Origin of the sequence: Dactylosporangium sp. CA-139066 (assembly GCF_050936175.1) — a bacterium.
Taxonomy (GTDB): domain Bacteria; phylum Actinomycetota; class Actinomycetes; order Mycobacteriales; family Micromonosporaceae; genus Dactylosporangium.
In genome coordinates this window covers 1296608-1322290 of the sequence record NZ_JBNJNH010000001.1, presented here as the reverse complement: position 1 = coordinate 1322290, position 25683 = coordinate 1296608, and the positions used below count along the sequence as shown (strand labels likewise).

Here is a 25683-nt window from a genome sequence, read left to right as displayed (position 1 = left end):
GAGCCCATGATGCCCGGCCCCTCCGCTCCGCTCCGGACCGGTCATGCTCGCCACCTCAGGACCTTCGACTCGATGAACACCAGCAGGTAGTTGAACGCGACGCCGAGGATCGACACGGTGAGGATGCCGGCGTACATCTCGGGGATCTGGAAGTTGAACTGCGCGGAGATGATCATGTAGCCGAGGCCGGCCTTCGCGCCCACGTACTCGGTCGTGATGAGCACCAGCATGGAGGCCGCGCCGGCCAGCCGGACGCCGGTGAAGATCGTCGGCAGCGCCGCCGGGACGATCACCTTGGTGAAGAGCTTGAGGGGCGGCAGCCCGAGCGAGCGGGCCGACTTGATCAGCAGCGGGTCGACGTCGCGGGCGCCGCTGATCGTGTTGTACAGCACCGGCCAGAAGCAGGCGTAGGCGATGATCGCGATCTTCGACGTGTCGCCGATGCCGAGGATCAGGGTGAAGACGGGCAGCAGGGCCACCGCCGCCGTGTTGAGGAAGATGGCCAGCAGGGGCGAGAGGACCCCGGCCACCGCGCGGTACCAGGCGATGAGCAGCCCCAGCGGCACCGCGATCGAGATGGCAATCGCGAAGCCGGCCAGCGAGCGGTGCAGGCTGGCCCAGACGTCGGTCCACAGGTCGCCGCCGGACGCGAGCCGCCACCAGGTTGCCAGCACCTCGCTCAGCGGCGACAGGAACGCCGGGTCGACCCAGCCGACGCTCGGCGCGATCTGCCACAGGGCGAGGAAGGCGGCGATGGCGACGCTGCGCCGCAGGCCGGAGCCCAGCAGCCGGGCCGCCCGCCGTCCCGGCTTGGCCTCCGGCGCCGGTGGGCCGGCGGCGCGCGTGACGGGCTGGTCGATGACCGCGATCGAGGTCTCAGACACCGGCGCCGACCTCCTTGCGCACCTCGTCGTGCAGCAGCTGCCAGATCTCGCGGCGGTAGCGGACGAACTCCGGCGTGGTGCGGGGATCGCCGGCGCCGCTGTCCGGCAGGTCGATGTCGACGACGCGCTTGATGCTGCCCGGCCGCGCGGTCATCACCGCGACCCGCTGGCCGAGGTACACGGCCTCCTCGATGCTGTGGGTGATGAACAGCACGGTGGTGCCGGTGCGCCGCCAGATCGAGAGCAGGTCCTCCTGCAGCGCCTCCCGCGTCTGCGCGTCCAGCGCCGCGTAGGGCTCGTCCATCAGCAGCACCTCGGGCTCGTAGGCCAGGCTGCGGGCGATGGCCACCCGCTGGCGCATGCCGCCGGAGAGCTCGTGCGGGTACCGGTCGGCGAAGCCCGTCAGCCCGACGAGCGCCAGCATCTCCCGGGCCCGCTCGGCCCGCCGCCGGCGCGGCACGCCCTTGACCTCGAGGCCGAACTCGATGTTGGCCTGCGCGGTCCGCCACGGGAACAGGGCGTACTGCTGGAAGACCACGCCCCGGTCCAGGCCCGGCCCGGTGACGGGCCGCCCCCCGATGCTCAGCTCGCCCGAGGTCGGGCTGGTCAGCCCGGCGATCAGGTCCAGCAGCGTGGACTTGCCGCAGCCGCTGGGGCCGACCAGCGCGAGGAACTCCCCGGTGGCGATGTCGAGGCTGACGCCGTCCAGGGCGGTCAGCGCGGCCGCGTTGCGGGCGGGGAAGGTCTTGGTGAGGTTGCCGATCCGGATCATCCGCCGCTCCTCGAGGGAGCCGGGAGCGCGGGCGAGGTCGCGTTCGGGTTGAACTCGTTGGTGTAGAGGTCCGACGGCTTCGGGGGCTGCTTCACCGACCCGGTGGTGAGCAGCCAGTCCTGCCACAGCGTGAAGTCGCCGTCGACGATGTAGCCGTGGCTGGACGGCACGCCGACGCTCTGCCAGTACTTCAGCGTCGCCGTCGTCTCGTTGGGCCGGGCCCGCCCCTCGACGATCTTCGTGAACGTGGCGATGACCTCGTCGCGCGGCGTCGTGCGCTCCCACTCGATCGCCTTGCCGACGCCGTCGACGAAGGCGCGTACCGCCGCCGGGTTCTTCTTGATGAAGTCGTTGCGGAACACGTACTGCCCGCCGTTGAACGCCCCGTACAGGTCCACCTGCGTGAACAGCGGGCGCAGCCCGCCGGCCGCCTCGGCCCGCTGGCGGAACTGCCCGGACAGGGCGACCGCGTCGATCTGGCCCTTGCGCAGCGCGTCCTCGGCGTTGGGCGGCGGCAGCGTCACCAGCTCGACCTTCTTGGCCTCCGCCGGGCTCGTCCCGGCCTTGTGCAGCACGTTGAAGATGTCCGCCTCGTTCTGCCCGCCGAGGGTGTTCACCCCGACCTTCCGGCCGATCAGGTCCCTGGGCTCCTTGAGCGGGCTGCCGTCCAGCACGTAGTAGCCGGTGAACTCCTTGTTGTCGCTGCCGTAGTAGTTGATCACCGCCTTGATGCCGGCGCCGGAGCTGACGAGCTTCTCCACGGCGCCGCCGAAGGCACCCCCGAACTCCGTCTCGCCGGTGGCCGCGGACTGGATGTCCTGGGGCCCGCTGATCGTGTTGCCGACCCACTTGAGCCTGACCTTGCCGCCGAAGAAGCCGAGGTGCTCGGCCACCTCCGGCAGCGTGACCTGGTTGGCCCAGCCCTGGTACCGCAGCGTGGTGACGCCCGAGGCGTCGGGCGCGCTGCCGCTGGCCTCGGCCGAGCCGCACGCCGACAGCGCGGCCACCGCGGCGACGGCGAGGACCGCCCTGTACCCCGCGCCGGCCTTCATGCGGCGGCCGGAACAGCAACGGCCGGCGTGTAGTGCGAAGCGTCGCCGGAAATGGAGTAGCTCGCCTTTCCGTCCACGCCGACCGGGATTTCACCGGCGACCGTGACGCGATTCAGGCGGCGCGGAAGGCCGTCGTAGTTGTCGATTGCATAATGCTGGGTGATGCGGTTGTCAAAAATGACGAGCTCATTCGGCGACCACCGCCACCGCAGCACGTTCTCGGGCCGCGTGACATACGACTGCAGCAGCCGGAGAATGTCGCGCGACTCGGTGCCGGAAAGCCCGATGATCCGGCTGGCGAAACCGCCGATGAACAGGCCCCGTTCGCCGGTGAGCGGATGTACGCGCACGACGGGGTGCACCGTCTCGTAGCGGATGGAGGTGAACTGGGCCCGGCGCTCCCGCGCGCCCTCGTCCAGCGACTCCGGCGGCACCGCGTAGTCGTAGTCGTTGGTGTGCACCGCCCACAGCGTCTCGGCGAACGCGCGCAGCGGCTCCGGCAGGTCCCGGTAGGCAGCGGCCGCGTCGGCGATCAGCGTCTCGCCGCCGTACGGCGGCAGCACGATGCTGCGCAGCGTGCTGACCTGCGGCGGGCTGAGCACGAACGTGACGTCCGTGTGCCAGTGGTTGGCCCGGCCCCGCTCGCTGTCGACCGGCAGCACGTTGGGCGCGCCGGGCTCCGCCGGCACCGTCGGGTGGGCGGTGGTGAGCTCGCCGAAGTTGCGGGCGAAGCGCTCCTGGGCGGCGTCGTCGAGCTCGACGCCGGAGAACACGAGCGCCTTGTGCTCGTTCAGCGCGGTGCGGATCGCGGCGACGGTCTCCCCGTCGAGCTCGTCGCCGATGTTCACGCCGCGGATTTCGGCCCCGATTCGGGCGGTGATCTTTCGGACGGAAAGCGCGGTGCGACTGGCTGTTGTCATCGCGATTGCTCCCTCAGATCGGGAATTGGACACGCGGACAGCATCGTGGCCGGCCCGGACAGGGCCGCACGATGGCTGAAAAAGAGATCCGGAAACGACAGCGTCGGTCAGCGACACTGCATGGACATCGACAACATGTTGTCGATGACGCGTCGCCTCGTGAAGGCGATGTGTCGGGGCGAGAATCCTCGCCCGGGTCCGGTCATGCATCGATCGTCGCCGTGCGCCGATATGCGTGTCAACTTTCCGCGGAACTGAATTAAGTCGACTCCTTGCGGCGCGGGGTGTGGCGGCGGTACTCGCTGACGGTGGGGTCGCCGGTGAGCCAGAAGCGCCACGGAATGTCGTGGGCGCCGGTCACGCCGACCCGCGGGCCGGCCGAGATCGCCACCGGCGCGGTCTCCGGCTCGGTCAGGTGGCCGTCCAGCAGGTAGGTGCCGTAGAAGTCGCGGCCGATCGCCAGGGCGCTGCACAGCCGGGCCGGGCCGCGGGCCAGGTCGGCGTCCGTGCGGGAGGCCGGGCGGCGCCCGCGGGCCGTCTCCAGGCCGGCGACCACCTCGCCCGCGCGCAGCAGCACGGCCGAGGCGGTGCCCTCCGTGCCGGTCACGATGTTGACGCAGTAGTGCATGCCGTAGGTGAAGTAGACGTACGCGTAGCCGGCCGGGCCGAACATGATGGCGTTGCGCGGGGTGCGGCCGCGGTGGGCGTGGGAGGCGGGGTCCTCGCCCGTGCCCGAGTACGCCTCGACCTCCGTCAGGCGCACCGTGACCTCGCCGACCGTGAACCGGCAGCCGAGCAGGGCGCGGGCGGCCGTCTCGACCGGGGCCTCCAGGCGCGACAGCAGCGTCACGGGCGGATCAGGCCGATGCGGTCGACCAGGTCGGCGACGGCCCGCTCCAGCGGCGGGAACCCGGGGAAGCCGGGGACGAACTGCCGCATGGTGACGGCGCCGTGCAGCGAGGTCCACAGGGTGGTGGCGTCCGCGTACGGGTTGGTGCTGCCGGACCGGCCGGCCTTGACGCAGCCGTCGAGCCCCTCCACCAGGGTCATGAATGCCTCGTGCCGGCGCTGCCAGACCGCCGAGAGGCCGGCGCCGGGCACGGGCGGGTCGGCGCGCCGGCGGCCGAACAGGACGCGGTAGCGCGCCGGCTCCTCAATCCCGAACCGCGCGTACGCCCGGCAGCCGGCGTGGAGCCGCTCCACCGGATCGGCAATGCCCGCCGAGGACTCCGTGACCACCCGGCGCAGGCGCTCGAAGGCGATGTCGAGCACGGCGTCGAGGATCGCCTCGCGGTCGGCGAAGTGGGTGTAGATCGACGGGGCGGAGATGCCGGCCTCGCGGGCGACCGAGCGCAGCGACAGCGCCTCCTCGTCGCCCTCGCGCTCGAGCAGGCGCTCGGCGGCGGCCACGATCTCGTCGCGCAGCAGGGCGCCCTCGCCGCGGCGGTTGCGGGTCCGGCCACCCCCGCGAGCGGGGGCGGCCGAATCGGTCGATTCCGACTTCATAGCTTCATCATGCCGTCTGCAGCGCCGGCTCGGCGGCGGGGACCTCGGAGGCCGGCGTCGCGACCCGGCGCGGGCGGACGACCAGCACCGCGAGCGCCATCAGCAGGGCGATCCCGGCGGCGATCAGGGCGCCGCGGTCCATGGCGTCGGTGAAGGCCTTGTCGGCGACCTCGATGACCTGCCGCGCGGCCGGGGCGGGCAGCGTCGCCGCCATCCCGTGGGCCGTGGGCAGGTCGTCGTGGGCCGGGCCGAGGTCGGTACCGACGGCGGAACGGTAGGCGGAGGAGACGACGGTGCCCAGGACCGCGATGCCCAGCACGCCGCCCAGCTCGCGGATGACGCTGTTGAGGGCGCTGGCCATCGAGGCGTACTGCGGCGGGACCGACCCGCTGATCTGCAGGCTGGCCGGCGCCATCATCATGCCCATGCCGAGGCCGATGACCGCGGTGCCGACGGCGACCCGCCAGAAGGCGGTGTGCACGTCGGTGGTGGCCAGCTCCAGCAGGCCGACGGTGGCCAGGAACAGGCCGAGCGCCAGGGTGCCGCGCACGCCGAGCCGGCGGGTGATGAGCGGCGAGGTGGCCGAGGTGGCGGCCATCGCGACGGCGAAGGGCATGGCGCCCAGGCCGGCGACGAGCGGGGTGTAGCCGTGGACCAGCTGGAGGTACTGCGAAAGCTCGAACAGCGTCCCGAAGAGCACGAAGAACACCACGGCCAGCGACAGCGCGGCGACGGCGAAGGTGCGGTTGGCGAACAGGTCGAGGCGCACCAGCGGCGACGCGGCCCGGCGCTGCCACAGCACGAACACGAGCACCAGCACGGCCGCGGCGGCGAACTCGGCGAGGGTCACCGCGCCGGTCCAGCCGCGGGCCGGGGCCTGGATGACGGCGTCGACGAGGGCGGCGACGGCGGCGGTGGACAGCACCGCGCCGAGGAGGTCGAGCCGCCCGCCGCGCACGGCCGGCACGGTGGGGACGACGGCGAACACGGCGCCGATGGCGAAGGCGACGAGCGGCACGTTGATCCAGAAGGCGCTGCTCCACGAGAAGTGCTCGAGCAGGGCGCCGCCGGTGACGGGGCCGATGAGCACACCGATGCCGGCCGCGGCGGACCAGGCGCCGAACGCCTTCGGGCGCTCCACCGGCGGGAAGATCCGGGTGATGATCGCCAGCGTCGCCGGCATGACGAACGCGGCGCCGAGGCCCATCACCGCCCGCCAGGCGATGAGCTGGGCGGGCGAGTCGGACAGGGCCGCGATCGCCGAGCCGCCGCCGAAGACGGCCAGGCCGCCGAGGAGCGCGTTGCGGGAGCCGAGCCGGGCGCCGAGGGTGCCGGCCAGGATCAGGGCCGAGGCGAAGACCAGGGTGTACGCGTCGGTGATCCACTGCAGGTCCGCGGTGCCGGCGCTCAGGGCGTGGGCCAGCGACGGCAGCGCGGTGTTGAGCACGGAGTTGTCGAGGGTGACGGCGACCAGGGTCAGGCTGAGCACCGCGAGAGCGGCCCAGCGGCGCGGGTACTCGGTCATGGCGCAGGCTCCTTACGGGCGTGTGTTTACGCCCGTAAGGTTATATGCGTCAGCTAACGGTTGTAAAGTTAATCCACTCTGTCGCCGTCGTCACAGCGTCGAGGACGTCGCGGACCGGGGTGACGCCGATGCCGGGCTCCTGCGGGACGGCCACGTGCCCGCCCTCGAGCTTGAACGGCTCCGTGATGTCCTGCGCGTAGTAGCGGTCGGACGCGGACGTGTCGCCGGGCAGCGTGAAGCCGGGCAGCGCGGCGAGCGCCACGTTGGCGGCCCGCCCCAGGCCGGTCTCCAGCATGCCGCCGGCCCAGACGGCGACCCCGTTGGCGGCGCACACGTCGTGGATGCGGCGGGCCTCGAGGTACCCCCCGACGCGCCCGGGTTTGATGTTGACGATCCGGCAGGCGCCCATCGCGATCGCGTCGGCCGCCGCCCGCGCGCTGACGATCGACTCGTCGAGGCAGATCGGCGTGCGGATCTGGGCGGCGAGGCGGGCGTGGCCGCGCAGGTCGTCCTCCGGCAGCGGCTGCTCGATGAGCAGCAGGTCGAACGGGTCCAGCCGGGCCAGCCGGTCGGCGTCGGTCAGCGTGTACGCGGTGTTGGCGTCGACCTGCAGCAGCACCTCGTCGCCGAAGCGCTCGCGCACGGCGCGCACCGGCTCGACGTCCCAGCCGGGCTCGATCTTGAGCTTGATCCGCAGGTAGCCGGCGCCGAGGTAGCCCTCGACGGCGTCCAGCAGCGCCGGGATCGAGTCCATGATCCCGACCGAGACGCCGGCCGGCACCCGGTCGCGCACCGCGCCGAGGAACGCGCCCAGCGGCATCCCGGCCGCCCGCAGCTGCGCGTCGAGCACCGCCGTCTGCACCGCCGCCTTCGCCATCGGGTGGCCCTTGAGCGGCTCGAACAGCGGCTCCAGGGCGTAGGCGTGGCCGTCGAAGCGCTGCAGGAGCGGCACGATGTACCGCTTGATGAACGCCTCGGCGCCGTCGACGTACTCGGCGGAGTACAGCGGCGCGCTGAGCGCCACGCACTCGCCCCAGCCCTCGGCGTCGGCGGTGACCGCGCGGACCAGCAGCACGTCGCGGGCGTGCTCGGTGCCGAACGACGTGCGGAACGGTGCCACCAGCGGCATCGCGATCCGCCGCAGCTCCAGGCCCTGCAGGCGCCGGCTCATCGGGCCCCCTCACTCAGCAGGTAGCGGTCGTCGCGGCACACGCCGGCGATGCGGTAGCCGGCGGAAAGGCGGCCCATGAGCGCGTCGCGCACGGCGTGCCGCCAGCGCAGCGCCGCCGCCGGGTCGCGGCCGCGCAGCGCCTCGATGTCGGCGGGGACGGCGACGGTGAGCGCCGGCGGGCGCACAGCCTCGGTCTCGGTCTCGGCCTCCGCCGGGCCGGGCTCGTGCACGACCGGCTCGTCGCCGTCGCGGGAGACCAGCGGCGCGGCGGCCGAGGCGTCGACGTCGTCGTTCGGCGCGCCGCCGGCCAGCGCCGCCACTCGCGGGTCGGCGAGGCGCCACACGACGAGGATGCGGTCGGTCAGGTCGCCGCTGTTGATGCCGTCGGTCATCCGCCCGTAGAACCCGGGCAGGTACTCGGCCGCCTCGGCGCCGAGCTTCTGCAGGTTGAAGTACGCGTTGCGGCCGATGAGCGGGTCGTACGTCCAGTGCACCTCGCCGACGTCGCGGGCGAGGGTCCAGGCGCGCTGGTGCAGCTTCAGCGCCCGCCCGACGCCCTGGCCGAGGCCGCCGCGCTCCACGCCGGCCAGGTGGGAGTGCAGGTGCGGGCCGCGCTCGTCGCGGCCGAAGAAGCCGACGGCGGCGCCGGCGAGGACACCGGCCCGGTAGGCGCCGGCGACGTAGTTGCCCGAGTGGGCGTACGTGCGAAGGATCGACGGCGACGCGATCTCCGCCGGATGGCCGGCCCGCCACACCCGCTGCAGCAGCGCCGAGCACTCGTCGAGCTCGGCGATCGAGGACAGCTCGACGACCTTGACCCCGACGCGGTCGGCCGCCTCGGCGGCGGCGCTCCACGCCGCGGCGGCGGCCGGGGCCGTCACTCGGCCCGCCCGATCGTCGCCGCCAGCGCACTGACCAGGGCCGCCCGGTCCGGCAGGCTGGACAATTCGATCCACTCCCCCTCCGCGTGTGCATTGCCGCCGACCGCGCCGAGCCCGTCGAGGGTCCGCACGCCGACGCCGGCCGTGAGATTGCCGTCCGATCCGCCGCCGACGGCCTCGCCGGTCACCGGCCGCCCGGTCAGGCCGGCCGAGAGCCGCTGCGCCAGGGCGAACAGCTCGGCCGACGCCGACTCCGGCATCGCGGGCCGGGCCGGCCCGGCCTCGACCCGCACGGCCGCACCGGGCAGCACCGGCGTCAACGAGTGCAGGGCCTCGTCGACACGGCGCAGCTCGGCCGGGTCGAAGGAGCGCACGTCGACGCTGACCCGCGCGGCGGCCGGCACGGTGTTGCTCGTCGTGCCGGCCGTCGCGTCGGTCGGCGTGACCGTGGTACCGCGATCCGGGTCGCCCAACGCGGCGATGCGCAGGATCTGGTGGGACAGCTCGACGCCGGCGTTGATCCCGCGGTGCGGCGCGTTGCCGGCGTGCGAGGCCCGGCCCGTCACCCGCACCGAGTAGTGCGCGATGCCCTTGCGGGCGACCTTGAGCCGGCCGGCGGTGCTGCCCTCGAGCACCAGCGCGCCGGCCGCGCCGCGGGCGGTGTCCTCGATGAGCGCGGTGGACGTCGGCGAGCCGACCTCCTCGTCGGCGTTGACGACGACCGCGACGCCGTCGAGGTCGTCGAGCACCGACAGGGCGTGGAAGAGCATGACCAGGCCGGCCTTCATGTCGACCACGCCGGGGCCGGTGGCCCGGTCGCCGTCGACCGAGAACGGCCAGCGGACGAGGGTGCCGCGCGGCCAGACGGTGTCGTAGTGCCCGACGAGCAGCACCCGGGGCGGCCCGTCGCCGAAGCGCCAGCGCAGGTGGGGCCGGTCGCCGATCACGACCCGCTCGGGCGCGCGGCCGATGCACCGCTCGCCGAGGGCGGCCACCACGTCGGCGCAGCGGGCGAGGGCGTCGGGATCGGACGACGGGGACTCGACGCCGACCAGTTCGGCGAGATCGTCGAGCATCTGCGGGGCGGCCGCCAGCAGGCCCGCCCGTAAGGTGTCAAACGCCGTCATCCACTCACCGTAGCCGCCGGGCCGGGCGAACCCGAGGGCAGCTTCGCGCGCACCGTGGCCGCCTGCGCGGGGTCGAGCTCGTCGAGGATGTCGAGGCTGCGCCGCCAGGCGTCGGCGGCGGCCGCGGCGTCGCCGGTGTCGGTGTGGGCGTCGCCGAGGTGGGACAGCACGCACGCCTGGCCGGGCCGGTCGCCGAGCTCGCGGTAGGCGCGCAGGGCGTGGCCGTAGCAGGCGATCGCCTGGCGAGGGTCGCCGAGGCGGTGGTGGGCGTAGCCGACGGCGTCCCAGGTGCCGGCCTCGCCGTGGCGGTCGCCGGCCTCGCGGTTCTCCACGAGCGCGTCGCGGCACAGCCGCAGCGCCCGCTGGTACTCCCCGAGCTGCCCCATGATCCAGCCGGTGGCGTTGAGGGCGCGGGCCCGCCACAGCTTGTCGCCGAGCCGCTCGAACAGCTCCAGGGCCTGCTCGCTGTGGCTCAGCGCGTCGCGGTAGCGCCGCTGGGCGTGCTGCAGCCAGCCGAGGTGGTAGTGGGCGCGCGCCAGGCCCGGCGCGTCGTCGAGCTGCTCGAAGAGGCACAGCGCGGTCCACAGGTACTGGTGGGCCTCGTCGAAGCGGCCGATGCGGGCGTACACCTGGCCGAGCTCGCAGGATGCCGCGCCCTGCCCGGGCCGGTCGCCGAGGCGGCGCAGCGCGCGCAGGGCCGCCTCCTGCACGCCGGCCAGCTCCTGCCACTGCCCGTGCCAGTCCAGGAACGTCGTCATCGCCGCCGCGAGGCGCCACGTGTGCTCGTCCAGGCCGCGCTCGGCGGCCAGGCGCACCGCGGCCAGCAGCGCGCGGTGCTCGTCGGCGAACCACGCCTGGGCCTGCTCGCGCGGCGGCTGCGGCACCGCGGTCGCCGGTTGCCGGGCGGCCCGCGGCGCCGGGCCGCGGGCCGGGTCGAGCCGCAGCGCCGCGGCCTGCGCGGTGGTGAGGTAGTGCTCGAGGAGCCGGTGCACGGCGGCGGCCCGGCCGGGCTCGGGGTCGTGGGTCTCGACCAGCTCGGTGGCGTAGGCGCGCAGGAGGTCGTGGAAGGTGTACCGCCCGGGGCGCTGCTCGACCACCAGCCCGGCCCGGTCCAGCTCGGCCAGGCTGGTGCGCACCGCCGCGGCGGTCACGCCCGCGAGGGCCGCGACGGCGTCGATGCCCAGGTCCGGGCCCGGCCCGAGGCTCATCCGGCGCAGCACCTCGGCCGCCGGCGCGCTCAGCGCCCGGTACGACCAGGAGAAGACCGCCCGCACGTCCGAGGCCGGGTCGGCGCCGGCGATCGCGTCCAACGTGGAGCGCACGCCCAGCTCGTCGGCCAGCGCCGCCAGGGGCAGCTCGGGCCGGGTGGCGGCGCGCCCGGCGACCACGGCCAGGGCCAGGGGCAGCCGGGCGCAGCAGCCGACGATCCGCTCGACGGCGGCCGGCTCGGCCGCGACCCGCCGCGCGCCGAGGCGGCTGATCAGCAGGTCGCGGGCCTCGACGTCGGTGAGCAGGTCGACGGGGACCGGCACGGCGCCCTCGATCGCCACCAGCGAGGTCAGCGGGTCGCGGCTGGTGACGACGACGAGGCAGCCGGGCGCGGCCGGCAGCAGCGGGCGGACCTGCTCGGCGTCGCGGGCGTTGTCGAGCAGGATCAGCGCCCGCCGGCCGGCGAGCCGGCTGCGCAGCAGGCCCGACAGGCCGGCGAGGTCGGCGGGGATGCGCTCGGCCGGCACGCCGAGCGCGTCGAGGAAACCGCGCACGGCGTCGGCCGGGTGCATGGGCCGGTTCGCCGGGTCGAAGCCGCGCAGGTTGACGTACAGCTGCCCGTCCGGGAACCGGTCGGCGACCCGGTGCGCCCAGTGCACCGCGAGCGCGGACTTGCCGACCCCGGCGGTGCCCGACACGATCGCGACGAACACGGCGCTGCCCGGCGGGGTCCACTCGGCCGGCAGCAGCGCGTCGAGCCGGGCCAGCTGCCCGGACCGCCCGGCGAAGGTGCGCACCGCGAGCGGGATCTGCGCGGGCACCGGCCCGGCCACGGCCTCGGCCTCGCGCCCGGCCGGCCCGGGAGCCGCCCGGACCGGGGGCGGCGGCGGGTCCAGCGCGGCGTCTTGGCGCAGCATCGCCGACTCGAGCTCGCGCAGCGCCCCGCCCGGCTCGATGCCGAGGTCGTCGCGCAGGGTCCGGCGCAGCCGCTGGAAGGCGTTGAGCGCATCGGCCTGGCGGCCCATGCGGTACAACGCGAGCATCAGCTGGCCGTGCAGCTGCTCGTCGAACGGGTGCTCGCGGGTGATCTGCTCCAGCTCCGGCAGCAGCTGGGCGTGCTGACCGAGCCCGAGCCGGGCCTGCAGCAGGGCGCGCTTGCCCTGCAGCCACAGCTGCCCGAGCCGCTCCGCCTGCTCCTCCAGCCAGGTCACGCCGCTCGCGTCGGCCATCGGCTGGCCGCGCCACAGCTCCAGCGCCCGCTGCAGGTCGCGGGCCCGGGCCGCGTCGTCGCGGTCCTGCAGCCCGGCCGCGATCAGCCGCTCGGCGACCGCGACGTCGGTGCCGTCCGGGCCGAGGTCCAGCAGGTAGCCGGGCGGGCGGGAGCGCACCGCCGCCTTGTCCGACAGGGTGCGGCGCACGTACGACAGGTGCGACTGCAGCGCGTTGACCGCGTTGGGCGGCGGGGCGCCGTCCCAGACCAGCTCGACGAGGCGCCCGGTGCTCACCACCTCGCCGGCGTGCAGCCCGAGCACGGCGAGCACGGCCTTGCGACGCAGCCCCTGCACCGGCCGCGGTTCATCACCGACCATGACGTCGATCGGCCCGAGAAGCCGCACCCGCACCGTGGCCGCCCCCCAACGGTTGATTGACCGCAACCTATTCTCGTTGCTCCACCGTCACAAACCAGGCCGAACAATACCGCTACAAAACTCTTCTGTATGTCTTGTTCCCATCACCGGGGGCCACGCCGCCGTGCCGAGGTTGATGGCCTTGGCTACGTTGAAGGCATGGCACAGCAGGCGAAATACGACCGGCGCGAGCAGTACGAGCAGATCGTCTCGGGGCTGCTACCGGGCGAGAACGTCATCGCCGTCTACGACGCGGTCGGGGTCGGCACCGGCTTCATCGGCCTCACCGACCGGCGCGTGATCCTGCAGGACCGCTCGTTCGTGGGCAAGCGCGTGGCGATCACCTCGATCCCGTACGGCAAGGTCACCGCGGTGTCGGTGGTGAGCAACAAGTCGTGGGCGGGCAGCTTCTTCAGCAGCGGTACCATCGCCGTGCACGTAGGCACGCACACCTATGAGGTGGACGTGCGCGGCGTGGAGAAGACACAGCACATCCACAACGTGATCCTGCACTACGCCGGCCGATGAGCAGGCGAGCCCGATAACCCGGAGGACCTCCGTTGCCGATTCTGTTTCGCAAGGCGTTCCGCATCGGACCGCTGGTGCTGAACTTCACCCCGAAGGGCTTCTCGTCGTGGGGGCTGAAGATCGGCCGCTGGTCGTGGAACTCGCGCACCCGGGCGCACCGCTACGACCTGCCGGGGCCGTTCTCGTGGCGCAGCAAGGGCAAGCGCAGCCGGGACTAGCTCGGCCGCGCCTGCCCCGGGGCGACGTGCTTCGGCCGGTACCTACAGCCGGTAGAAGTCGGTGTAGTGGTTCGGCGAGTACCAGGTCGCCCCGGTGCTGCGGTTGATGATGATGCGCTTCGCGTCGCGCGCCGCGCCCTTGTTGCGGGGGATCACGTCGTACTCGTAGTAGGTGGCGCCGGCGGGCAGTTCGCCCTCGTTGTTGTAGTACTGGCCGCCGGCGAAGTTGTACTTGCCGTAGGGCCAGGCGTACCAGTTGCGCGACGTCGGGAAGCCCAGGCTGCTCCAGCCGGACCGGGCGGTGCGCGCGTCGGCGCACCCGGAGATGTTGCAGGAGGAGTACACCGAGGCGCTGGCGGCGGTGGCCGGGGCGACCAGCAGCCCGGTCAGCAGCACGACGGCGACGGCGAGTCGGCTCAACAAGCGGGTCATGCAGACATCGTCGTCGACGAATATCGACGCGCGGAAGATTACTTATGAACGGGTACCGCCGCGATATGTAACGACACGACGGGCAGCGACCGCGGGTCGACGCTCCACTCCCCCGCGATGCGGAACACGTCCCGCTCGTCGACCAGCGCGTCCTCGTCGGACATGAAGACGTCCGCGCCGTAGGCCCGCGCCCAGCGGTGTATGACGAGGCTGCGGTCGGTGGCGAAGTACTGCACCTCGGCCCCCAGCCGCATCGACAGCGCGGCGATCCCGCTCCAGCGGAACAGCCACTTGCCCGCCACCAGGCACCACTGGTCGACGACCGCGACCACCACCCGGTCGTCGGTGAAGTGGGCCAGGTCCAGCCCGGTGCGCGGCTCCACGACGCCGAGGTCCTTGAGCTCGAGCGCGTCCATCACCAGTTGCGGCTCGGCCCGCACGGCCAGCCACGCCATCTTGGGCCCGAAGCCCGCTGTCGCCATGTCACGAACATAGCCCTTGACACCCGTCGTCGCCGGTTGCATGGTTAGTTACATGAGTAATGAACCGACGAACCTGGACGACTGATGGATGACGGGCGGCCGATCTTCCTGCAGATCGCGGAGCAGATCGAGAACTCGGTGATCGACGGCAGCCTGCCGGAGGACGCCCAGGTGCCGTCCACCAACGAGCTCGCCGCCTTTCACCGCATCAACCCCGCGACCGCCGCGAAGGGCGTCAACCAGCTCGTCGACGACGGCATCCTCTACAAGAAGCGAGGCATCGGCATGTTCGTCTCCCCCGGCGCGCAGGCCAAGCTCCGGCAGCGCCGCCGCGACCAGTTCGCCGTGCAGTACCTCCAGCCGCTGCTCGCCGAGGCGGCGAAGCTCGGCATCCCCACCGCCGAGCTCAAGGCGATGATCGAGCGGTACGAGGAGGGTGCCCGATGACCCCGGTCGTGCGCGTGTCCGGCCTGACCAAACGGTTCGGCCCGGTCACCGCCCTCGACGGCGTGAGCTTCGAGCTCGAGCGCAACGGCATCTACGGCCTGCTGGGCCGCAACGGCGCCGGCAAGACCACCCTCATGCAGATCCTGACCGGCCAGCAGATCGCCACCGCCGGCACGATCGAGGTGTTCGGCGCCCACCCCTACGAGCACGAGCCGGTGCTGCGCCAGATCTGCTTCGTCAAGGAGAGCCAGCGGTACCCCGACAGCTTCCGCGTCCGCGACGCCCTCTACGCCGGCCGCCTGCTCTTCCCCGGCTGGGACGAGGCCTTCGCCCGCCGGCTCGTGAGCGACTTCGCCCTGCCGGAGAGGCGCGAGATCAAGAAGCTCTCCCGCGGCATGCTCTCGGCGCTGGGCGTGATCCTGGGCCTGGCCTCGCGCGCCCCGCTGACGTTCTTCGACGAGCCGTACCTGGGCCTCGACGCCGTGTCCCGCCAGCTCTTCTACGACCGCCTGCTGGCCGACTACGCCGAGTTCCCCCGCACGGTCGTGCTGTCCACCCACCTCATCGACGAGGTCAGCGACCTGATCGAGCACGTGCTGCTCATCGAGCGCGGCCGCATCGTGCTCGACGAGCGCGCCGAGACACTGCGCGGCCAGGTCGTCACCCTCACCGGCCCGGCGAACGCGGTCGACGCCCTCACCGCCAACGCCGACGAGCTGCACCGCGAGCACCTCGGCCCGCTGACCCGCGCCACCGTCCGCGGCCCGGTCGAGCCCGGCCGGGCCCGCGCGGCCGGCGTCGAGCTGCAGCCGGTGTCGCTGCAGCAGCTGGTCGTGCGCATCACCACCCGGGTCGACCCGAAGGAGCACGTGTCATGAACCGCATCGCCGCGATCGCCCGCCTGCAGCTGCGGGGCCGGCGCGACGCGCTGCTGTGGCCGGTGCTGATCCTGGCCTTGGCGTTCGCCGCCAACCTGGCCGTCTTCGCCTCCATCGCCGACCAGATGACCGAGGAGCCGGTCACCGGCGCCCTGGCCAGCATCTACTGCACGTCCCTGGCCTTCGGCGCGGTCGCCGTGACCCAGCACTTCCCGTTCGCCCTGGGCCTGAGCGTCACCCGCCGCGAGTTCACCGCCGGCCTGGCCCTCTTCGTGGCCGCCCAGACCCTCCTCTATTCGGTACTGCTGGTGCTCCTGCAATCCATCGAAAGCGCCACGAACGGCTGGGGCCTGCGCCTGCGCTTCTTCGGCCTGGGCCTCTTCGACGACTACTCCCCACCGGTCCAGTTCGTCATGTACGCGGTCCCCCTGCTGTCGATGACCCTGATCGGCACGACGGCCGGCGCCCTGTACCTCCGCTGGCGCGTCAGCGGCCTCCTCACGGCCACGGCCGCCCTGATCCTGGTACTCGGCGGCACGGCCGCGGCGCTGGGCTACTTCTCGGCCTGGCCGGCGGTCGGCCACTGGCTGACGCACACGAACCCGGTGGCGCTGTTCGCGGGCTGGCCGCTGCTGCTGGCGCTGGCCCTGGCGGCCGGCTCCTGGCTCGCACTACGCCGCGCCACCCCCTAGCCACCGGCCTCCATCCCTCGACGCGCACTTCCGTATCTGAGCCGCGCTTCTCGCAAAACCGAAATTTACGAAAAATCCGGCGCCTCCGGCGCCGGATTTTTCGGACTTATCATCATTTAGAGGGTCATTGGCCCACTCGAGGCGCTCAATGCCCTCCCGCCCCGCGACGAGACCACCGACGACATGCCCGCCACGCCAACGCCCCACCTCGCCGCTCCCCACCAACGCCCCCGCACCGCACCACCACTCGGCCCCGACACGGCGGCCCACGTCGCGTGCCAGCGCCAACCCACCGCCCACGTCCCGCCACTTCACGCAAGCACCCCCCACGCCACGCCAACGCACCCGCGACGTCGCGCCGCTCAGCCCAACACGGCCGCCCAGGTCACACGCGCAGGACCAACCCACCGCCCACGTCCCGCCCCTCCACACCAACGCACCCACCACCTCGCGCCGGCCCACCAAGGCGCCCACCCACGTCGCGTGCCCAGCGCCAAACCACCACCCACGTCGCGTGCCCAGCGCCAAACCACCGCCCACGTCGCACCGCTCCACGCCAACGCACCGCCGCGCCGCTCCACGCCAGCACACCCGCCCACGTCAGCCGCTCCGCGCCAAACCACCGCCCACGTCGCACCGCTCCACGCCAATGCACCGCCGCGCCGCTCCACGCCAGCACACCCGCCCACGTCAGCCGCTCCGCGCCACGACCTAGAACGCGATCACCGCTGGATGCCGCTCGGCGCGCCGACGAAGCTACCCATCCGCGCCGTTGCCGGATTTATCCCCCGTCAGGGTATAAATCCGACATGTCGCGGCGCGGAGCGCCCGACATGTCGGAGCGGTACAGCAGCTCACGGCGTCAGAACCAGCTTGCCCGTCGTATGGCCGGCCTCGCCCACCTCGTGTGCCTTCGCCGCCTCCGCCAACGTGAACACCCGCTCCACGAACACGCGCAGGTGGCCGGCGAGGACGTGGGCGGCCAGCGCGTCCAGGCCCGCGCGGTCCGGCTCCACGAGCAGGAACACGCCCTCGGCGTCCGTGGCGGCGCGGGCGTCCGGGGCGTTGAGCGCGATCACCAGGCCCTCCGGGCGCAGCATGGAGGCGAGGAGGGGGATCTGGCCGGGTACCGCCGCCAGCGCCACATCGATGTCCCGCACCGCGGCGAGGTCGTCCGTGTGATAGTCGAGCATCTCGTCGGCGCCCAGCGACAGGACGAGGTCGTGGTTGGCGGGCGATGCGGTACCGATGACGTGGGCTCCGCGCAGCTTCGCGATCTGGACCGCCAGGTGGCCGACGCCGCCCGCGGCCGCCGCGACGAAGACGCGCTGGCCGGGCATCACCGACGCCGTCTCGACCAGGGCCTGCCACGCGGTGAGGCCGGCCAGGGACAGGCCGGCCGCCTCGCGGAACGTGAGCTCGGGCGGCTTGGTGGCGAAGTGCCGGGCGGGGCCGGTGACGTACTCCGCGTAGGCGGCCGCCTCGCCCGGGAACCGCGGCAGGCCGAAGACCTCGTCGCCGACCGCGAACCGGGTCACGCCCGGGCCCGTGGCGGCCACGACGCCGGCGACCTCCCAGCCGATCGTGAACGGCGGGTCGCCGAGGTAGCCGCCGCTCGCGCGTACCTTCCAGTCGACCGGGTTCACGCCGATCGCGCGGGTCTCGACCAGGATCTCGGCCGGGCCCGGCACCGGCACCTCGGCCTCCACCAGCCGTAGCACCTCGGGCCCGCCGAGAACGTCCTGCGTGATCTTCCGCATGACCGGATTGTCACAAATTCAGTCGCGCGGGATGACCTGCTCCGCGGACCAGTCGCGCCAGCGGTCCAGCTTGTCGGCGGCGCTCGCCAGCTGGTCGGAGACCGGGCCGGGGCCCGTGGAGCCGGGGGTGGTGCGGGCGGCGAGCGCGCCCGGTACGGAGAACACCTCGCGCACCGCCGGGGTCAGGTGCGGGCTCACCGTGGCGAGGTCCTCGTCGCTCACCTCGTCGAGGCCGACCTCGCGGGCGGCGCAGATGACGACGAGCTTGCCGGTGATCTCGTGCGCCTCCCGGAACGCGACGCCCTGTCGCACGAGCCACTCGGCGACCTCGGTCGCGAGGGTGTACCCGACGGGGGCCTGCGCGGCCAGCCGGTCGACCCGCACGGTCATCGTCGAGATCATGCCGGCCAGCGCGGGCAGGACGAGCTCGAGCGTGTCGACGGCGTCGAAGACCGGCTCCTTGTCCTCCTGCAGGTCCCGGTCGTACGCGAGCGCCAGCCCCTTCAGCATCGTGAGCACCCCGGTGAGGTGCCCGACGAGGCGCCCCGACTTGCCGCGTGCGAGCTCGGCGATGTCCGGGTTCTTCTTCTGCGGCATGATCGACGAGCCGGTCGCGAAGGCGTCGTCGAGCTGGACCCAGCCGAACGCGGGCGTGGTCCACAGGACGACCTCTTCGCCGAGGCGCGACAGGTGTACGCCGGTCAGCGCCGCCACGAACAGGAACTCCGCGACGAAGTCCCGGTCGGCGACGGCGTCGATGGAGTTGGGCGCGGCGGCGGCGAAGCCGAGCTCCTTGGCGACCTGCGTCGGGTCGAGCGGCAGCGAGGAGCCCGCGAGCGCGCCGGCGCCGAGCGGGCTGACCGAGGCGCGGGCGTCCCAGTCGCGCAGCCGGTCGAGGTCGCGCAGCAGCGCCTGGACGTGGGCGAGCAGCTGGTGGCCGAACGCGATCGGCTGGGCCGGCTGCAGGTGGGTGAAGCCCGGGGCGGGCGTGTGCACGTGCCGGGCGGCCTGCTCCATGAGCGCGTCGGCCAGCTCGACGATGCGGGAGGCGACGCCGCGGGCGTGGTCGCGCAGGTACAGCCGCAGGTCGGTGGCGACCTGGTCGTTGCGGGACCGCCCGGCGCGCAGCTTGCCGCCGAGCGTGCCGAGCCGCTCGAGCAGCCCGCGCTCCAGCGCCGTGTGCACGTCCTCGTCGTCGACGGTGGGCCGGAAGTCGCCGGCCGCGCAGGCCGACTCGAGGTCGTCGAGCGCGGCGAGCATCCGCCCGAGCTCGTCGGCGTCGAGCAGCCCGGCGCGGGCAAGGACGCGCGCGTGGGCGCGGGAGCCGGCGATATCGTACGGGGCGAGCCGCCAGTCGAACTGCACGCTCACGGACAGCCGGGCGAGGGCCTCGGCCGGGCCGCCGGCGAAGCGGCCGCCCCAGAGGCGGGTCGGGGTCTCAGAAGCCACGCAACGATCCTTCCACAACGCAAAACCCAAGATCACCGCGCCGTAGGGCCATCAGTCGCGGTACAAAATCATGAAATGTCCGATAAAAGATCCGAGCTACCGCGGCGTCCGCCGTGGATGCGGCCCGTGACTCCCGGGCCTGCCACGTCCGCGCGCAGTCACCCCCGGCAGCGCCCGCGCCGCCCCGGGCCGCCGCGGCCCGCCGGCCAGTCGCAGGCCGCCAAGCCGCCCCGAACCGCGAGCCGCCCCAGACCGCCCAGCCGCCGCCAACCGCGGAGCCGCTGCAGGACACCGGCCCGTCGCGAGCCGCCACAGGCCGCCAAGCCGCCGCGAACGCCCGAGCCGCCGCGGGACATCGAGCCGCCGCAGGCCGCCGGGTCTGCGCCGCGCGGGCCCGGATCAGGCGGTGTCCTCGGGCGGCTGGCTCCACGTCGTCAGCTTCGCCGCCAGCAGCTCCCCGGCCGCCGGCCGGGCCGGGTCCGGGGCCTCGCGCGCCACCACCAGGATCGTGTCGTCCCCCGCGATCGTGCCGACGATGTCCGGCAGCCCGGTGCGGTCGATCGCGCTGGCCAGGAACTGCGCCGCACCCGGCGGCGTGCGCAGCACCACGAGGTTGCCCGACCAGTCCACGCCCGTGAGCAGCTCCCGCAGCAGCCGGATCAGCCGCGTCGGGGCCTCCTCGGCCGGGCGCAGGGCGCGCTCGCCGTCCTCGGGGATGAGGTACGCGCCGCGCACCTTCACCGCCCGCAGCTCCTCCAGGTCCCGCGACAGCGTCGCCTGCGTGACCTGGAAGCCGTCGCCCGCGAGCAACTCGGCGAGCTCGGTCTGCGAGTGCACCGCGGCGCCGCGGATCAGCGCCGCGATGCGGTCCAGCCGCGCCGCCTTGGTGCCGGGCGCGCTCATCGTCGTTCCGGCGCGGGCGGAGACCCCAGCAGGAACGCCAGCAGCGCCTTCTGCGCGTGCAGGCGGTTCTCCGCCTCGTCCCAGATGGCCGACTGCGGCCCGTCCATCACCTCGTCGGTGATCTCGTCGCCGCGGTGGGCGGGCAGGCAGTGCAGGACGATCGCGCCCGGCTTGGCGTTCGCCAGCAGCGCGCCGTTGATCTGGTACGGCCGGAAGGGCGTGCGCCGATCCAGCCCGTCGTCCTCCTGGCCCATCGACGTCCACGTGTCGGTGACGAGCACGTCGGCGTCCTTGGCCGCCTCGGCCGGGTCGCCGATCACCTCGACCACGCCCCGTTCCCGCGCCGCGGCCAGGATCGCCGGGTCGGGCTCGAACCCGGCCGGCCCGCAGAGCCGCACCCGCATCCCCGCGGTCGTGCCCGCCAGGGCGTAGGAGTGCGCCATGTTGTTGGCGGTGTCGCCGAGGTACGTCATGATGCGCCCCTGCGTCCCGCCCAGCCGCTCCCGCACGGTCTGCAGGTCGGCGAGCAGCTGGCAGGGGTGGAACCCGTCGGTCAGGGCGTTGACGACGGGCACGGCCGACACGGCGGCGAGCTCGCCCACGCGGGCGTCGGAGTTGGAGCGGATGACGATCGCGTCGACGTACCGGGAAAGGACCTTGGCGGCGTCGCCGATGGTCTCGCCGCGCCCGAAGTGGGTCTTGCTCGCGTCGATGATGATGGGCGCGCCGCCGAGCTGGGCGATGCCGACCTCGAACGAGACCCGCGTGCGCAGCGACGGCTTCTCGAAGATGACCGCGACCGAGCGGCCGGCCAGGGGCGTGAAGCCGGTGCGGTCGGCCTTCATCGCCGCCGCCAGCTCCAGGACCTGCAGCTGCTCGGCCGGCGTCAGGTCGTCGTCGCGCAGGAAGTGCCGGACGCCGTGCCCACTGATCGCGGCCCCTGCGCTGCGCTCCGGGCCGCTCATGACGGCTGCACCGCGTTGAGCGCCGGGCCGAGGGCCGCGACGAATGCGTCCGCCTGCTCCTCGGTGAGGATCAGCGGCGGGGCGATGCGCAGCACGTCCGGCTGCGCGGCCTGGGCCAGGAAGCCCTTGTCGCGCATGACCGCGGCGAGCGCGCCGGCCGCCGGGCCGCGCAGCACGATGCCGAGCAGCAGGCCGGCGCCGCGCACGCCGGTGACGAGCGGGTGGCCGAGGCCCTCGACGCCGCGGCGGATGCGCTCGCCGAGCCGCTTGGTCGCGTCGAGCAGGTGCTCGGACTCGATGGTGTCGAGCACGGCGAGGGCGGCGGCGCAGCAGACCGGGTTGCCGCCGAACGTCGAGGCGTGCATGCCGGGGCCGAGCAGCGTGGCGGCGTCGTCGAAGGCCATCATCGCGCCGAGCGGCAGGCCGCCGCCGAGGCCCTTGGCCAGGGTGACGACGTCGGGGCGCACGCCCTCGGCCTGGTGGGCGAACCAGTAGCCGGTGCGCCCGATGCCCGTCTGCACCTCGTCGAGGGCGAGCAGGGCGCCGTGCCGCGAGGTGATCTCGCGCGCCGCGGTCAGATAACCGGCCGGCGGTACCACCACGCCCGACTCGCCCTGGATCGGCTCCAGCAGCACCATCGCGGTCGCGTCGTCGACGGCCGCCTCCAGCGCCGCGACGTCGCCGTAGGGCACGTGGACGACCTCGCCGGGCAGCGGCAGGAACGGCTGCTGCTTGGCCGGCTGGCCGGTGAGGGCGAGGGCGCCCATGGTCCGGCCGTGGAAGCCGGCCTCGGCCGCGATGATCTTCGTGCGGCCGGTGCGCCGGGACAGCTTGAACGCGGCCTCGTTGGCCTCCGCGCCGGAGTTGCCGAAGAAGACGGCGCCGGGGCGGCCGGCCAGGGCCAGCAGCCGCTCGGCGAGGGCGACCACGGGCGGCGAGGCGAAGAGGTTGGAGACGTGCCCGAGCGTGGAGATCTGCTCGGAGACCGCGGCGACCACCGCCGGGTGGCCGTGGCCGAGCAGGTTCACGGCGATGCCGCCGAGGAAGTCCACGTAGGAGCGTCCGGCCTCGTCGACCACGACGGCGCCGTGGCCGCTGACGAGGCCGAGCGACGGCGCTCCGTACGTGTTCATCACCGACGCCTCGAACCGCGAAGTGAGCGAACCGGTCATGCCCCCACCACCATCGTCCCGAACCCCTCCGACGTGAAAACTTCCAGCAGCAGCGAGTGCGGCACCCGCCCGTCGACGACGTGCGCGGCCGGCACCCCGCCCTTGACCGCCCGCAGGCAGGCCTCCATCTTCGGCACCATCCCGGACTGCAGCGTGGGCAGCAGCTCGGTGAGCTCGTCCGCGGTGAGCTGCGAGATCAGCGAGGACGGGTCCGGGTAGTTGCGGTACAGCCCCTCGACGTCGGTGAGCACGACGAGCTTGCGCGCCTGCAGCGCCACGGCGAGCGCGCCGGCGGCGGTGTCGGCGTTGAGGTTGTGCAGCACCCCGTCCGCGTCGGGCGCGACCGTCGACACGACCGGGATGCGCCCGGCGGCGATGAGGTCGGCGACGGCGGAGACGTTGACCCGCTCGACGTCGCCGACCTGGCCGATGTCGACGGGCGCGCCGTCGACGATGGCGGGCCGGCGCACGGCGGTGAACAGCCCCGCGTCCTCGCCCGACATGCCGACCGCGTGCGGGCCGTGCTCGTTGATGAGCCCGACGAGCTCCCGGCCGACCTGCCCGACGAGGACCATGCGCACCACGTCGGCGGTCTCGGCGGTGGTGACCCGCAGACCGCCCTTGAACTCGCTGGCGATCCCGAGCCGCTTGAGCATCGAGGAGATCTGCGGCCCGCCGCCGTGCACGACGACGGGCTTGATGCCGACGTGGCGCAGGAACACCATGTCGGCGGCGAAGGCGCGCTTGAGCTCCTGGTCGACCATCGCGTTGCCGCCGTACTTGACGACGATCGTCGAGCCGGAGAACCGCTCCAGCCAGGGCAGCGCCTCGATGAGCGTATTGGCCTTGCCGAGCGCGATACCGAGATCCCGCCCGTTCACGAGCTGTACGCCGAGTTCTCGTGGACGTACCCCATGGAGAGGTCGTTCGTCCAGACGGTGGCGGTCTCCTCGCCGGCGTGCAGGTCCACGGTTACGGTGACCGCGCGGGCGCTCAGGTCCACCCGGGAGCGGTCCTCGCCGGCGGCGCCGCCCCGGCAGATCCACACCCCGTTGATGGCCACGTCGACCTCGTCCGGCTCGAACGCGGCGGCCGTGGTGCCGATCGCCGCCAGGATCCGGCCCCAGTTGGGGTCGTTGCCGAAGAACGCGGTCTTCACCAGGTTGTTGCGCGCGATCGAGCGGCCCACCTCGACCGCGTCGGCGGCCGACGCGGCGCCGGTCACCTCGATCGCGATCTCCTTGGTGGCGCCCTCGGCGTCGGCGACGAGCTGCTTGGCCAGGTCGGCGCAGACCGCGGTGACGGCCTCGGCGAGCTCGTCCCCGGTCGGCTCGATCCGGGACGCCCCGCTGGCCATGAGCAGCACGGTGTCGTTGGTCGACATGCAGCCGTCGGAGTCGACGCGGTCGAACGTGACCGCGCTCGCCGCGCGCAGCACGCCGTCGAGGACGGAGGCGTCGGCGACGGCGTCGGTGGTGAGCACCACGAGCATGGTGGCCAGGCCCGGCGCGAGCATGCCGGCGCCCTTGGCCATGCCGCCGACGGTGAAGCCCTGCCCGGCGTGGACGGCCGTCTTCGCCACCGTGTCGGTGGTCATGATGGCCCGGGCCGCGTCGGCCCCGCCGTCGCGGGACAGGGCGCGGGCCGCGGCGTCGACGCCGTGCAGCAGCTTCGGCATCGGCAGCCGCTCGCCGATGAGCCCGGTCGAGCAGACCGCGACGTCGCCGGCCCCGACCGGGAAGCGCGACGCCCGGCCGGACAGCACGGCCGCGGTGTGCTCGGCGGTGGCGTGGGTGTCCTGGAAGCCGGCCGGCCCGGTGCAGGCGTTGGCGCCGCCGGAGTTGAGGATGACGGCCCGCACGATGCCGGCCTTGAGCACCTGCTGGCTCCACAGCACCGGCGCGGCCTTGATGCGGTTGCCCGTGAAGACGGCCGCGGCGGTGGTGTCGGGCCCGTCGTTGACGACCAGGGCGACGTCGAGCGCACCGGCGGTGGCCTTGATGCCGGCGGCGACGCCCGAGGCGCGAAAGCCCTTCGGCGCAGTCACGCTCATGGCGCGATCCCGTCGACGGTGAGCCCCGCGGTCTCCGGCAGCCCGAGCATGATGTTGGCGTTCTGCACGGCCTGCCCGGCCGCGCCCTTGACGAGGTTGTCGCTGGCCGAGACCACGACGATCCGGCCGCTGTCGACGTCGACGGTCGCCTGCAGGTGCACGGAGTTGGACCCGAACGTGGCGCCGGTCTGCGGCCACTGCCCCTCGGGCAGCACGTGCACGAACGGCTCGCCCTCGTAGGCGGCGGCGAGCACGCCCCGCGGGTCGGCGCCGCCGCGCGGCTTCGCGGTCACCGTCGCCAGGATGCCCCGCGGCATCGGCGCCAGGACCGGGGTCATCGACAGCGTCAGCGCGCCGGTGGCCTGCTTGATCTCGGCGACGTGCTGGTGCGCGCCCACCTTGTACGGCGACATCGACCCCATCACCTCGGAGGCGAGCAGGTGCTGCTTGGCCGAGCGCCCGGCGCCGGACGTGCCGGAGGAGGCCACCACGACCACGTCGTCCGGGTCGGCGACCCCGGCCGCGATGAGCGGGGCGAGCGCGAGGATCGTCGTCACCGCGTAGCAGCCGGTGTTGGCGACCCGCGTCGAGGCGGCGATCAGCTCCCGCTGCCCGGGCAGCTCGGGCAGCCCGTAGGTCCAGGTGCCGGCGTGCTCGCCGGGGTAGTACTTCGTCCAGTCGGCGGGGTCCTTGAGCCGGAAGTCGGCGCCGATGTCGACGACCTTCACCGACGCCGGCAGCTGCGCCGCCACCGCCGCCGACTCGCCGTGCGGCAGCGCCAGGAACACCAGGTCGGCGTCGGCGAGCACGCCCGGCTCGGTCTTGGCCAGCACGACGTCGCGGAACGATCGCACGTGCGGGTGCACGCCCCCGATCGTCGATCCGGCCTGCGCGAACCCGGTGGCCGCGGCGAGCTCGAGGTGCGGGTGGCCGGCGATGAGCCGCAAGAGCTCACCGCCGGCGTACCCCGACGCCCCCGCGACGGCGACACGTATTCCCATGCGCTCGACTGTATCTCTATGCAAGCGC

The 25683-nt window shown here is 73.4% G+C and carries 26 protein-coding genes; 5 read left to right on the top strand and 21 right to left on the bottom strand.

All coding sequences use genetic code 11. The features are described from left to right. Positions 1-41: 41 nt before the first annotated feature. From ACQEVU_RS06285 to ACQEVU_RS06235, 11 genes are read right to left on the bottom strand one after another with little or no spacing between them, the layout of a single operon-like run. The gene (locus ACQEVU_RS06285; protein ID WP_433321585.1) at positions 42-884 is read right to left on the bottom strand and encodes an ABC transporter permease; all 843 of its coding nucleotides are present in this window, start codon (positions 882-884) and stop codon (positions 42-44) included. Continuing rightward, positions 877-1656: an ABC transporter ATP-binding protein gene (locus ACQEVU_RS06280; protein WP_433321584.1), complete on the bottom strand. Its 780-nt coding sequence runs from the start codon at positions 1654-1656 to the stop codon at positions 877-879. The genes ACQEVU_RS06285 and ACQEVU_RS06280 overlap by 8 nt, the downstream gene beginning before the upstream one ends. Beyond that, positions 1653-2708 (bottom strand): ABC transporter substrate-binding protein, encoded by a 1056-nt coding sequence (locus ACQEVU_RS06275; protein WP_433321583.1) that lies wholly within the window; start codon positions 2706-2708, stop codon positions 1653-1655. Before ACQEVU_RS06275 ends, ACQEVU_RS06280 begins: the two co-directional genes overlap by 4 nt. After that, a complete protein-coding gene (locus ACQEVU_RS06270) occupies positions 2705-3838 on the bottom strand; it encodes a TauD/TfdA dioxygenase family protein (protein ID WP_433321582.1) in 1134 nt (377 codons plus the stop codon). The genes ACQEVU_RS06275 and ACQEVU_RS06270 overlap by 4 nt, the downstream gene beginning before the upstream one ends. Before the next feature lie 49 nt (positions 3839-3887). Beyond that, the gene (locus ACQEVU_RS06265) at positions 3888-4478 is read right to left on the bottom strand and encodes a DNA-3-methyladenine glycosylase (RefSeq protein ID WP_433321581.1); all 591 of its coding nucleotides are present in this window, start codon (positions 4476-4478) and stop codon (positions 3888-3890) included. Continuing rightward, positions 4475-5134 (bottom strand): TetR/AcrR family transcriptional regulator, encoded by a 660-nt coding sequence (locus tag ACQEVU_RS06260; RefSeq protein WP_433321580.1) that lies wholly within the window; start codon positions 5132-5134, stop codon positions 4475-4477. Before ACQEVU_RS06260 ends, ACQEVU_RS06265 begins: the two co-directional genes overlap by 4 nt. Positions 5135-5141: 7 nt before the next feature. After that, positions 5142-6659 carry an MFS transporter gene (locus tag ACQEVU_RS06255; RefSeq protein ID WP_433321579.1) on the bottom strand — a complete coding sequence of 506 codons (1518 nt, stop codon included), beginning with the start codon at positions 6657-6659 and terminating at the stop codon, positions 5142-5144. Positions 6660-6708: 49 nt separating this feature from the next. Then, positions 6709-7830 carry an o-succinylbenzoate synthase gene (gene menC / locus ACQEVU_RS06250; RefSeq protein ID WP_433321578.1) on the bottom strand — a complete coding sequence of 374 codons (1122 nt, stop codon included), beginning with the start codon at positions 7828-7830 and terminating at the stop codon, positions 6709-6711. After that, the gene (locus tag ACQEVU_RS06245; protein WP_433321577.1) at positions 7827-8711 is read right to left on the bottom strand and encodes a GNAT family N-acetyltransferase; all 885 of its coding nucleotides are present in this window, start codon (positions 8709-8711) and stop codon (positions 7827-7829) included. Before ACQEVU_RS06245 ends, menC begins: the two co-directional genes overlap by 4 nt. Then, the gene (locus ACQEVU_RS06240) at positions 8708-9838 is read right to left on the bottom strand and encodes a M20 family metallopeptidase (protein ID WP_433321576.1); all 1131 of its coding nucleotides are present in this window, start codon (positions 9836-9838) and stop codon (positions 8708-8710) included. Before ACQEVU_RS06240 ends, ACQEVU_RS06245 begins: the two co-directional genes overlap by 4 nt. Continuing rightward, positions 9835-12669, bottom strand: a complete 2835-nt coding sequence (locus ACQEVU_RS06235; protein ID WP_433321575.1) for an AfsR/SARP family transcriptional regulator — start codon at positions 12667-12669, stop codon at positions 9835-9837. The genes ACQEVU_RS06240 and ACQEVU_RS06235 overlap by 4 nt, the downstream gene beginning before the upstream one ends. Before the next feature lie 165 nt (positions 12670-12834). Between ACQEVU_RS06235 and ACQEVU_RS06230 the strand changes: the two genes are divergently transcribed. Both ACQEVU_RS06230 and ACQEVU_RS06225 read left to right on the top strand, forming a co-directional pair. Further along, a complete protein-coding gene (locus ACQEVU_RS06230) occupies positions 12835-13203 on the top strand; it encodes a PH domain-containing protein (protein WP_433321574.1) in 369 nt (122 codons plus the stop codon). A gap of 32 nt (positions 13204-13235) precedes the next feature. Next, positions 13236-13421, top strand: a complete 186-nt coding sequence (locus ACQEVU_RS06225; RefSeq protein ID WP_433321573.1) for a DUF4236 domain-containing protein — start codon at positions 13236-13238, stop codon at positions 13419-13421. Between the two features lie 42 nt (positions 13422-13463). Here ACQEVU_RS06225 and ACQEVU_RS06220 read toward each other — a convergent pair whose 3' ends face one another. Together ACQEVU_RS06220 and ACQEVU_RS06215 are read right to left on the bottom strand one after the other, a co-directional pair. Then, complete coding sequence (locus tag ACQEVU_RS06220) at positions 13464-13853, bottom strand: ribonuclease domain-containing protein (RefSeq protein WP_433321572.1); 390 nt, start codon at positions 13851-13853, stop codon at positions 13464-13466. Positions 13854-13891: 38 nt separating this feature from the next. Next, on the bottom strand, positions 13892-14335 hold the full coding sequence (locus ACQEVU_RS06215; RefSeq protein WP_433321571.1) for a hypothetical protein: 444 nt from the start codon (positions 14333-14335) through the stop codon (positions 13892-13894). 84 nt (positions 14336-14419) lie between these two features. Between ACQEVU_RS06215 and ACQEVU_RS06210 the strand changes: the two genes are divergently transcribed. The 3 genes from ACQEVU_RS06210 to ACQEVU_RS06200 are packed head-to-tail and all read left to right on the top strand — an operon-like array spanning position 14420 to position 16352. After that, positions 14420-14782 (top strand): GntR family transcriptional regulator, encoded by a 363-nt coding sequence (locus ACQEVU_RS06210; protein ID WP_433321570.1) that lies wholly within the window; start codon positions 14420-14422, stop codon positions 14780-14782. Beyond that, on the top strand, positions 14779-15660 hold the full coding sequence (locus ACQEVU_RS06205; RefSeq protein WP_433321569.1) for an ABC transporter ATP-binding protein: 882 nt from the start codon (positions 14779-14781) through the stop codon (positions 15658-15660). The genes ACQEVU_RS06210 and ACQEVU_RS06205 overlap by 4 nt, the downstream gene beginning before the upstream one ends. After that, positions 15657-16352 carry a hypothetical protein gene (locus tag ACQEVU_RS06200; protein WP_433321568.1) on the top strand — a complete coding sequence of 232 codons (696 nt, stop codon included), beginning with the start codon at positions 15657-15659 and terminating at the stop codon, positions 16350-16352. The genes ACQEVU_RS06205 and ACQEVU_RS06200 overlap by 4 nt, the downstream gene beginning before the upstream one ends. An 854-nt stretch (positions 16353-17206) precedes the next feature. On the opposite strand, the gene ACQEVU_RS06195 is transcribed toward ACQEVU_RS06200, so the two are convergent. From ACQEVU_RS06195 to argC, 8 genes are all read right to left on the bottom strand, one after another. Next, on the bottom strand, positions 17207-18112 hold the full coding sequence (locus ACQEVU_RS06195; protein WP_433321567.1) for an NADP-dependent oxidoreductase: 906 nt from the start codon (positions 18110-18112) through the stop codon (positions 17207-17209). A gap of 18 nt (positions 18113-18130) precedes the next feature. Continuing rightward, a complete protein-coding gene (gene argH / locus ACQEVU_RS06190) occupies positions 18131-19561 on the bottom strand; it encodes an argininosuccinate lyase (protein WP_433321566.1) in 1431 nt (476 codons plus the stop codon). A 399-nt stretch (positions 19562-19960) separates the two neighbouring features. Then, positions 19961-20464 (bottom strand): arginine repressor, encoded by a 504-nt coding sequence (gene argR / locus ACQEVU_RS06185; RefSeq protein ID WP_433321565.1) that lies wholly within the window; start codon positions 20462-20464, stop codon positions 19961-19963. Next, positions 20461-21429 carry an ornithine carbamoyltransferase gene (gene argF, locus ACQEVU_RS06180; protein ID WP_433321564.1) on the bottom strand — a complete coding sequence of 323 codons (969 nt, stop codon included), beginning with the start codon at positions 21427-21429 and terminating at the stop codon, positions 20461-20463. Before argF ends, argR begins: the two co-directional genes overlap by 4 nt. Then, on the bottom strand, positions 21426-22601 hold the full coding sequence (locus ACQEVU_RS06175; RefSeq protein WP_433321563.1) for an acetylornithine transaminase: 1176 nt from the start codon (positions 22599-22601) through the stop codon (positions 21426-21428). Before ACQEVU_RS06175 ends, argF begins: the two co-directional genes overlap by 4 nt. Beyond that, complete coding sequence (argB, locus tag ACQEVU_RS06170) at positions 22598-23482, bottom strand: acetylglutamate kinase (RefSeq protein WP_433321562.1); 885 nt, start codon at positions 23480-23482, stop codon at positions 22598-22600. The genes ACQEVU_RS06175 and argB overlap by 4 nt, the downstream gene beginning before the upstream one ends. Beyond that, entirely contained in the window at positions 23479-24654 is a 1176-nt protein-coding gene (argJ, locus tag ACQEVU_RS06165; protein ID WP_433321561.1) for a bifunctional glutamate N-acetyltransferase/amino-acid acetyltransferase ArgJ, read from the bottom strand. Before argJ ends, argB begins: the two co-directional genes overlap by 4 nt. Beyond that, complete coding sequence (gene argC, locus ACQEVU_RS06160; protein WP_433321560.1) at positions 24651-25655, bottom strand: N-acetyl-gamma-glutamyl-phosphate reductase; 1005 nt, start codon at positions 25653-25655, stop codon at positions 24651-24653. Before argC ends, argJ begins: the two co-directional genes overlap by 4 nt. Between the last annotated feature and the right edge of the window lie 28 nt (positions 25656-25683).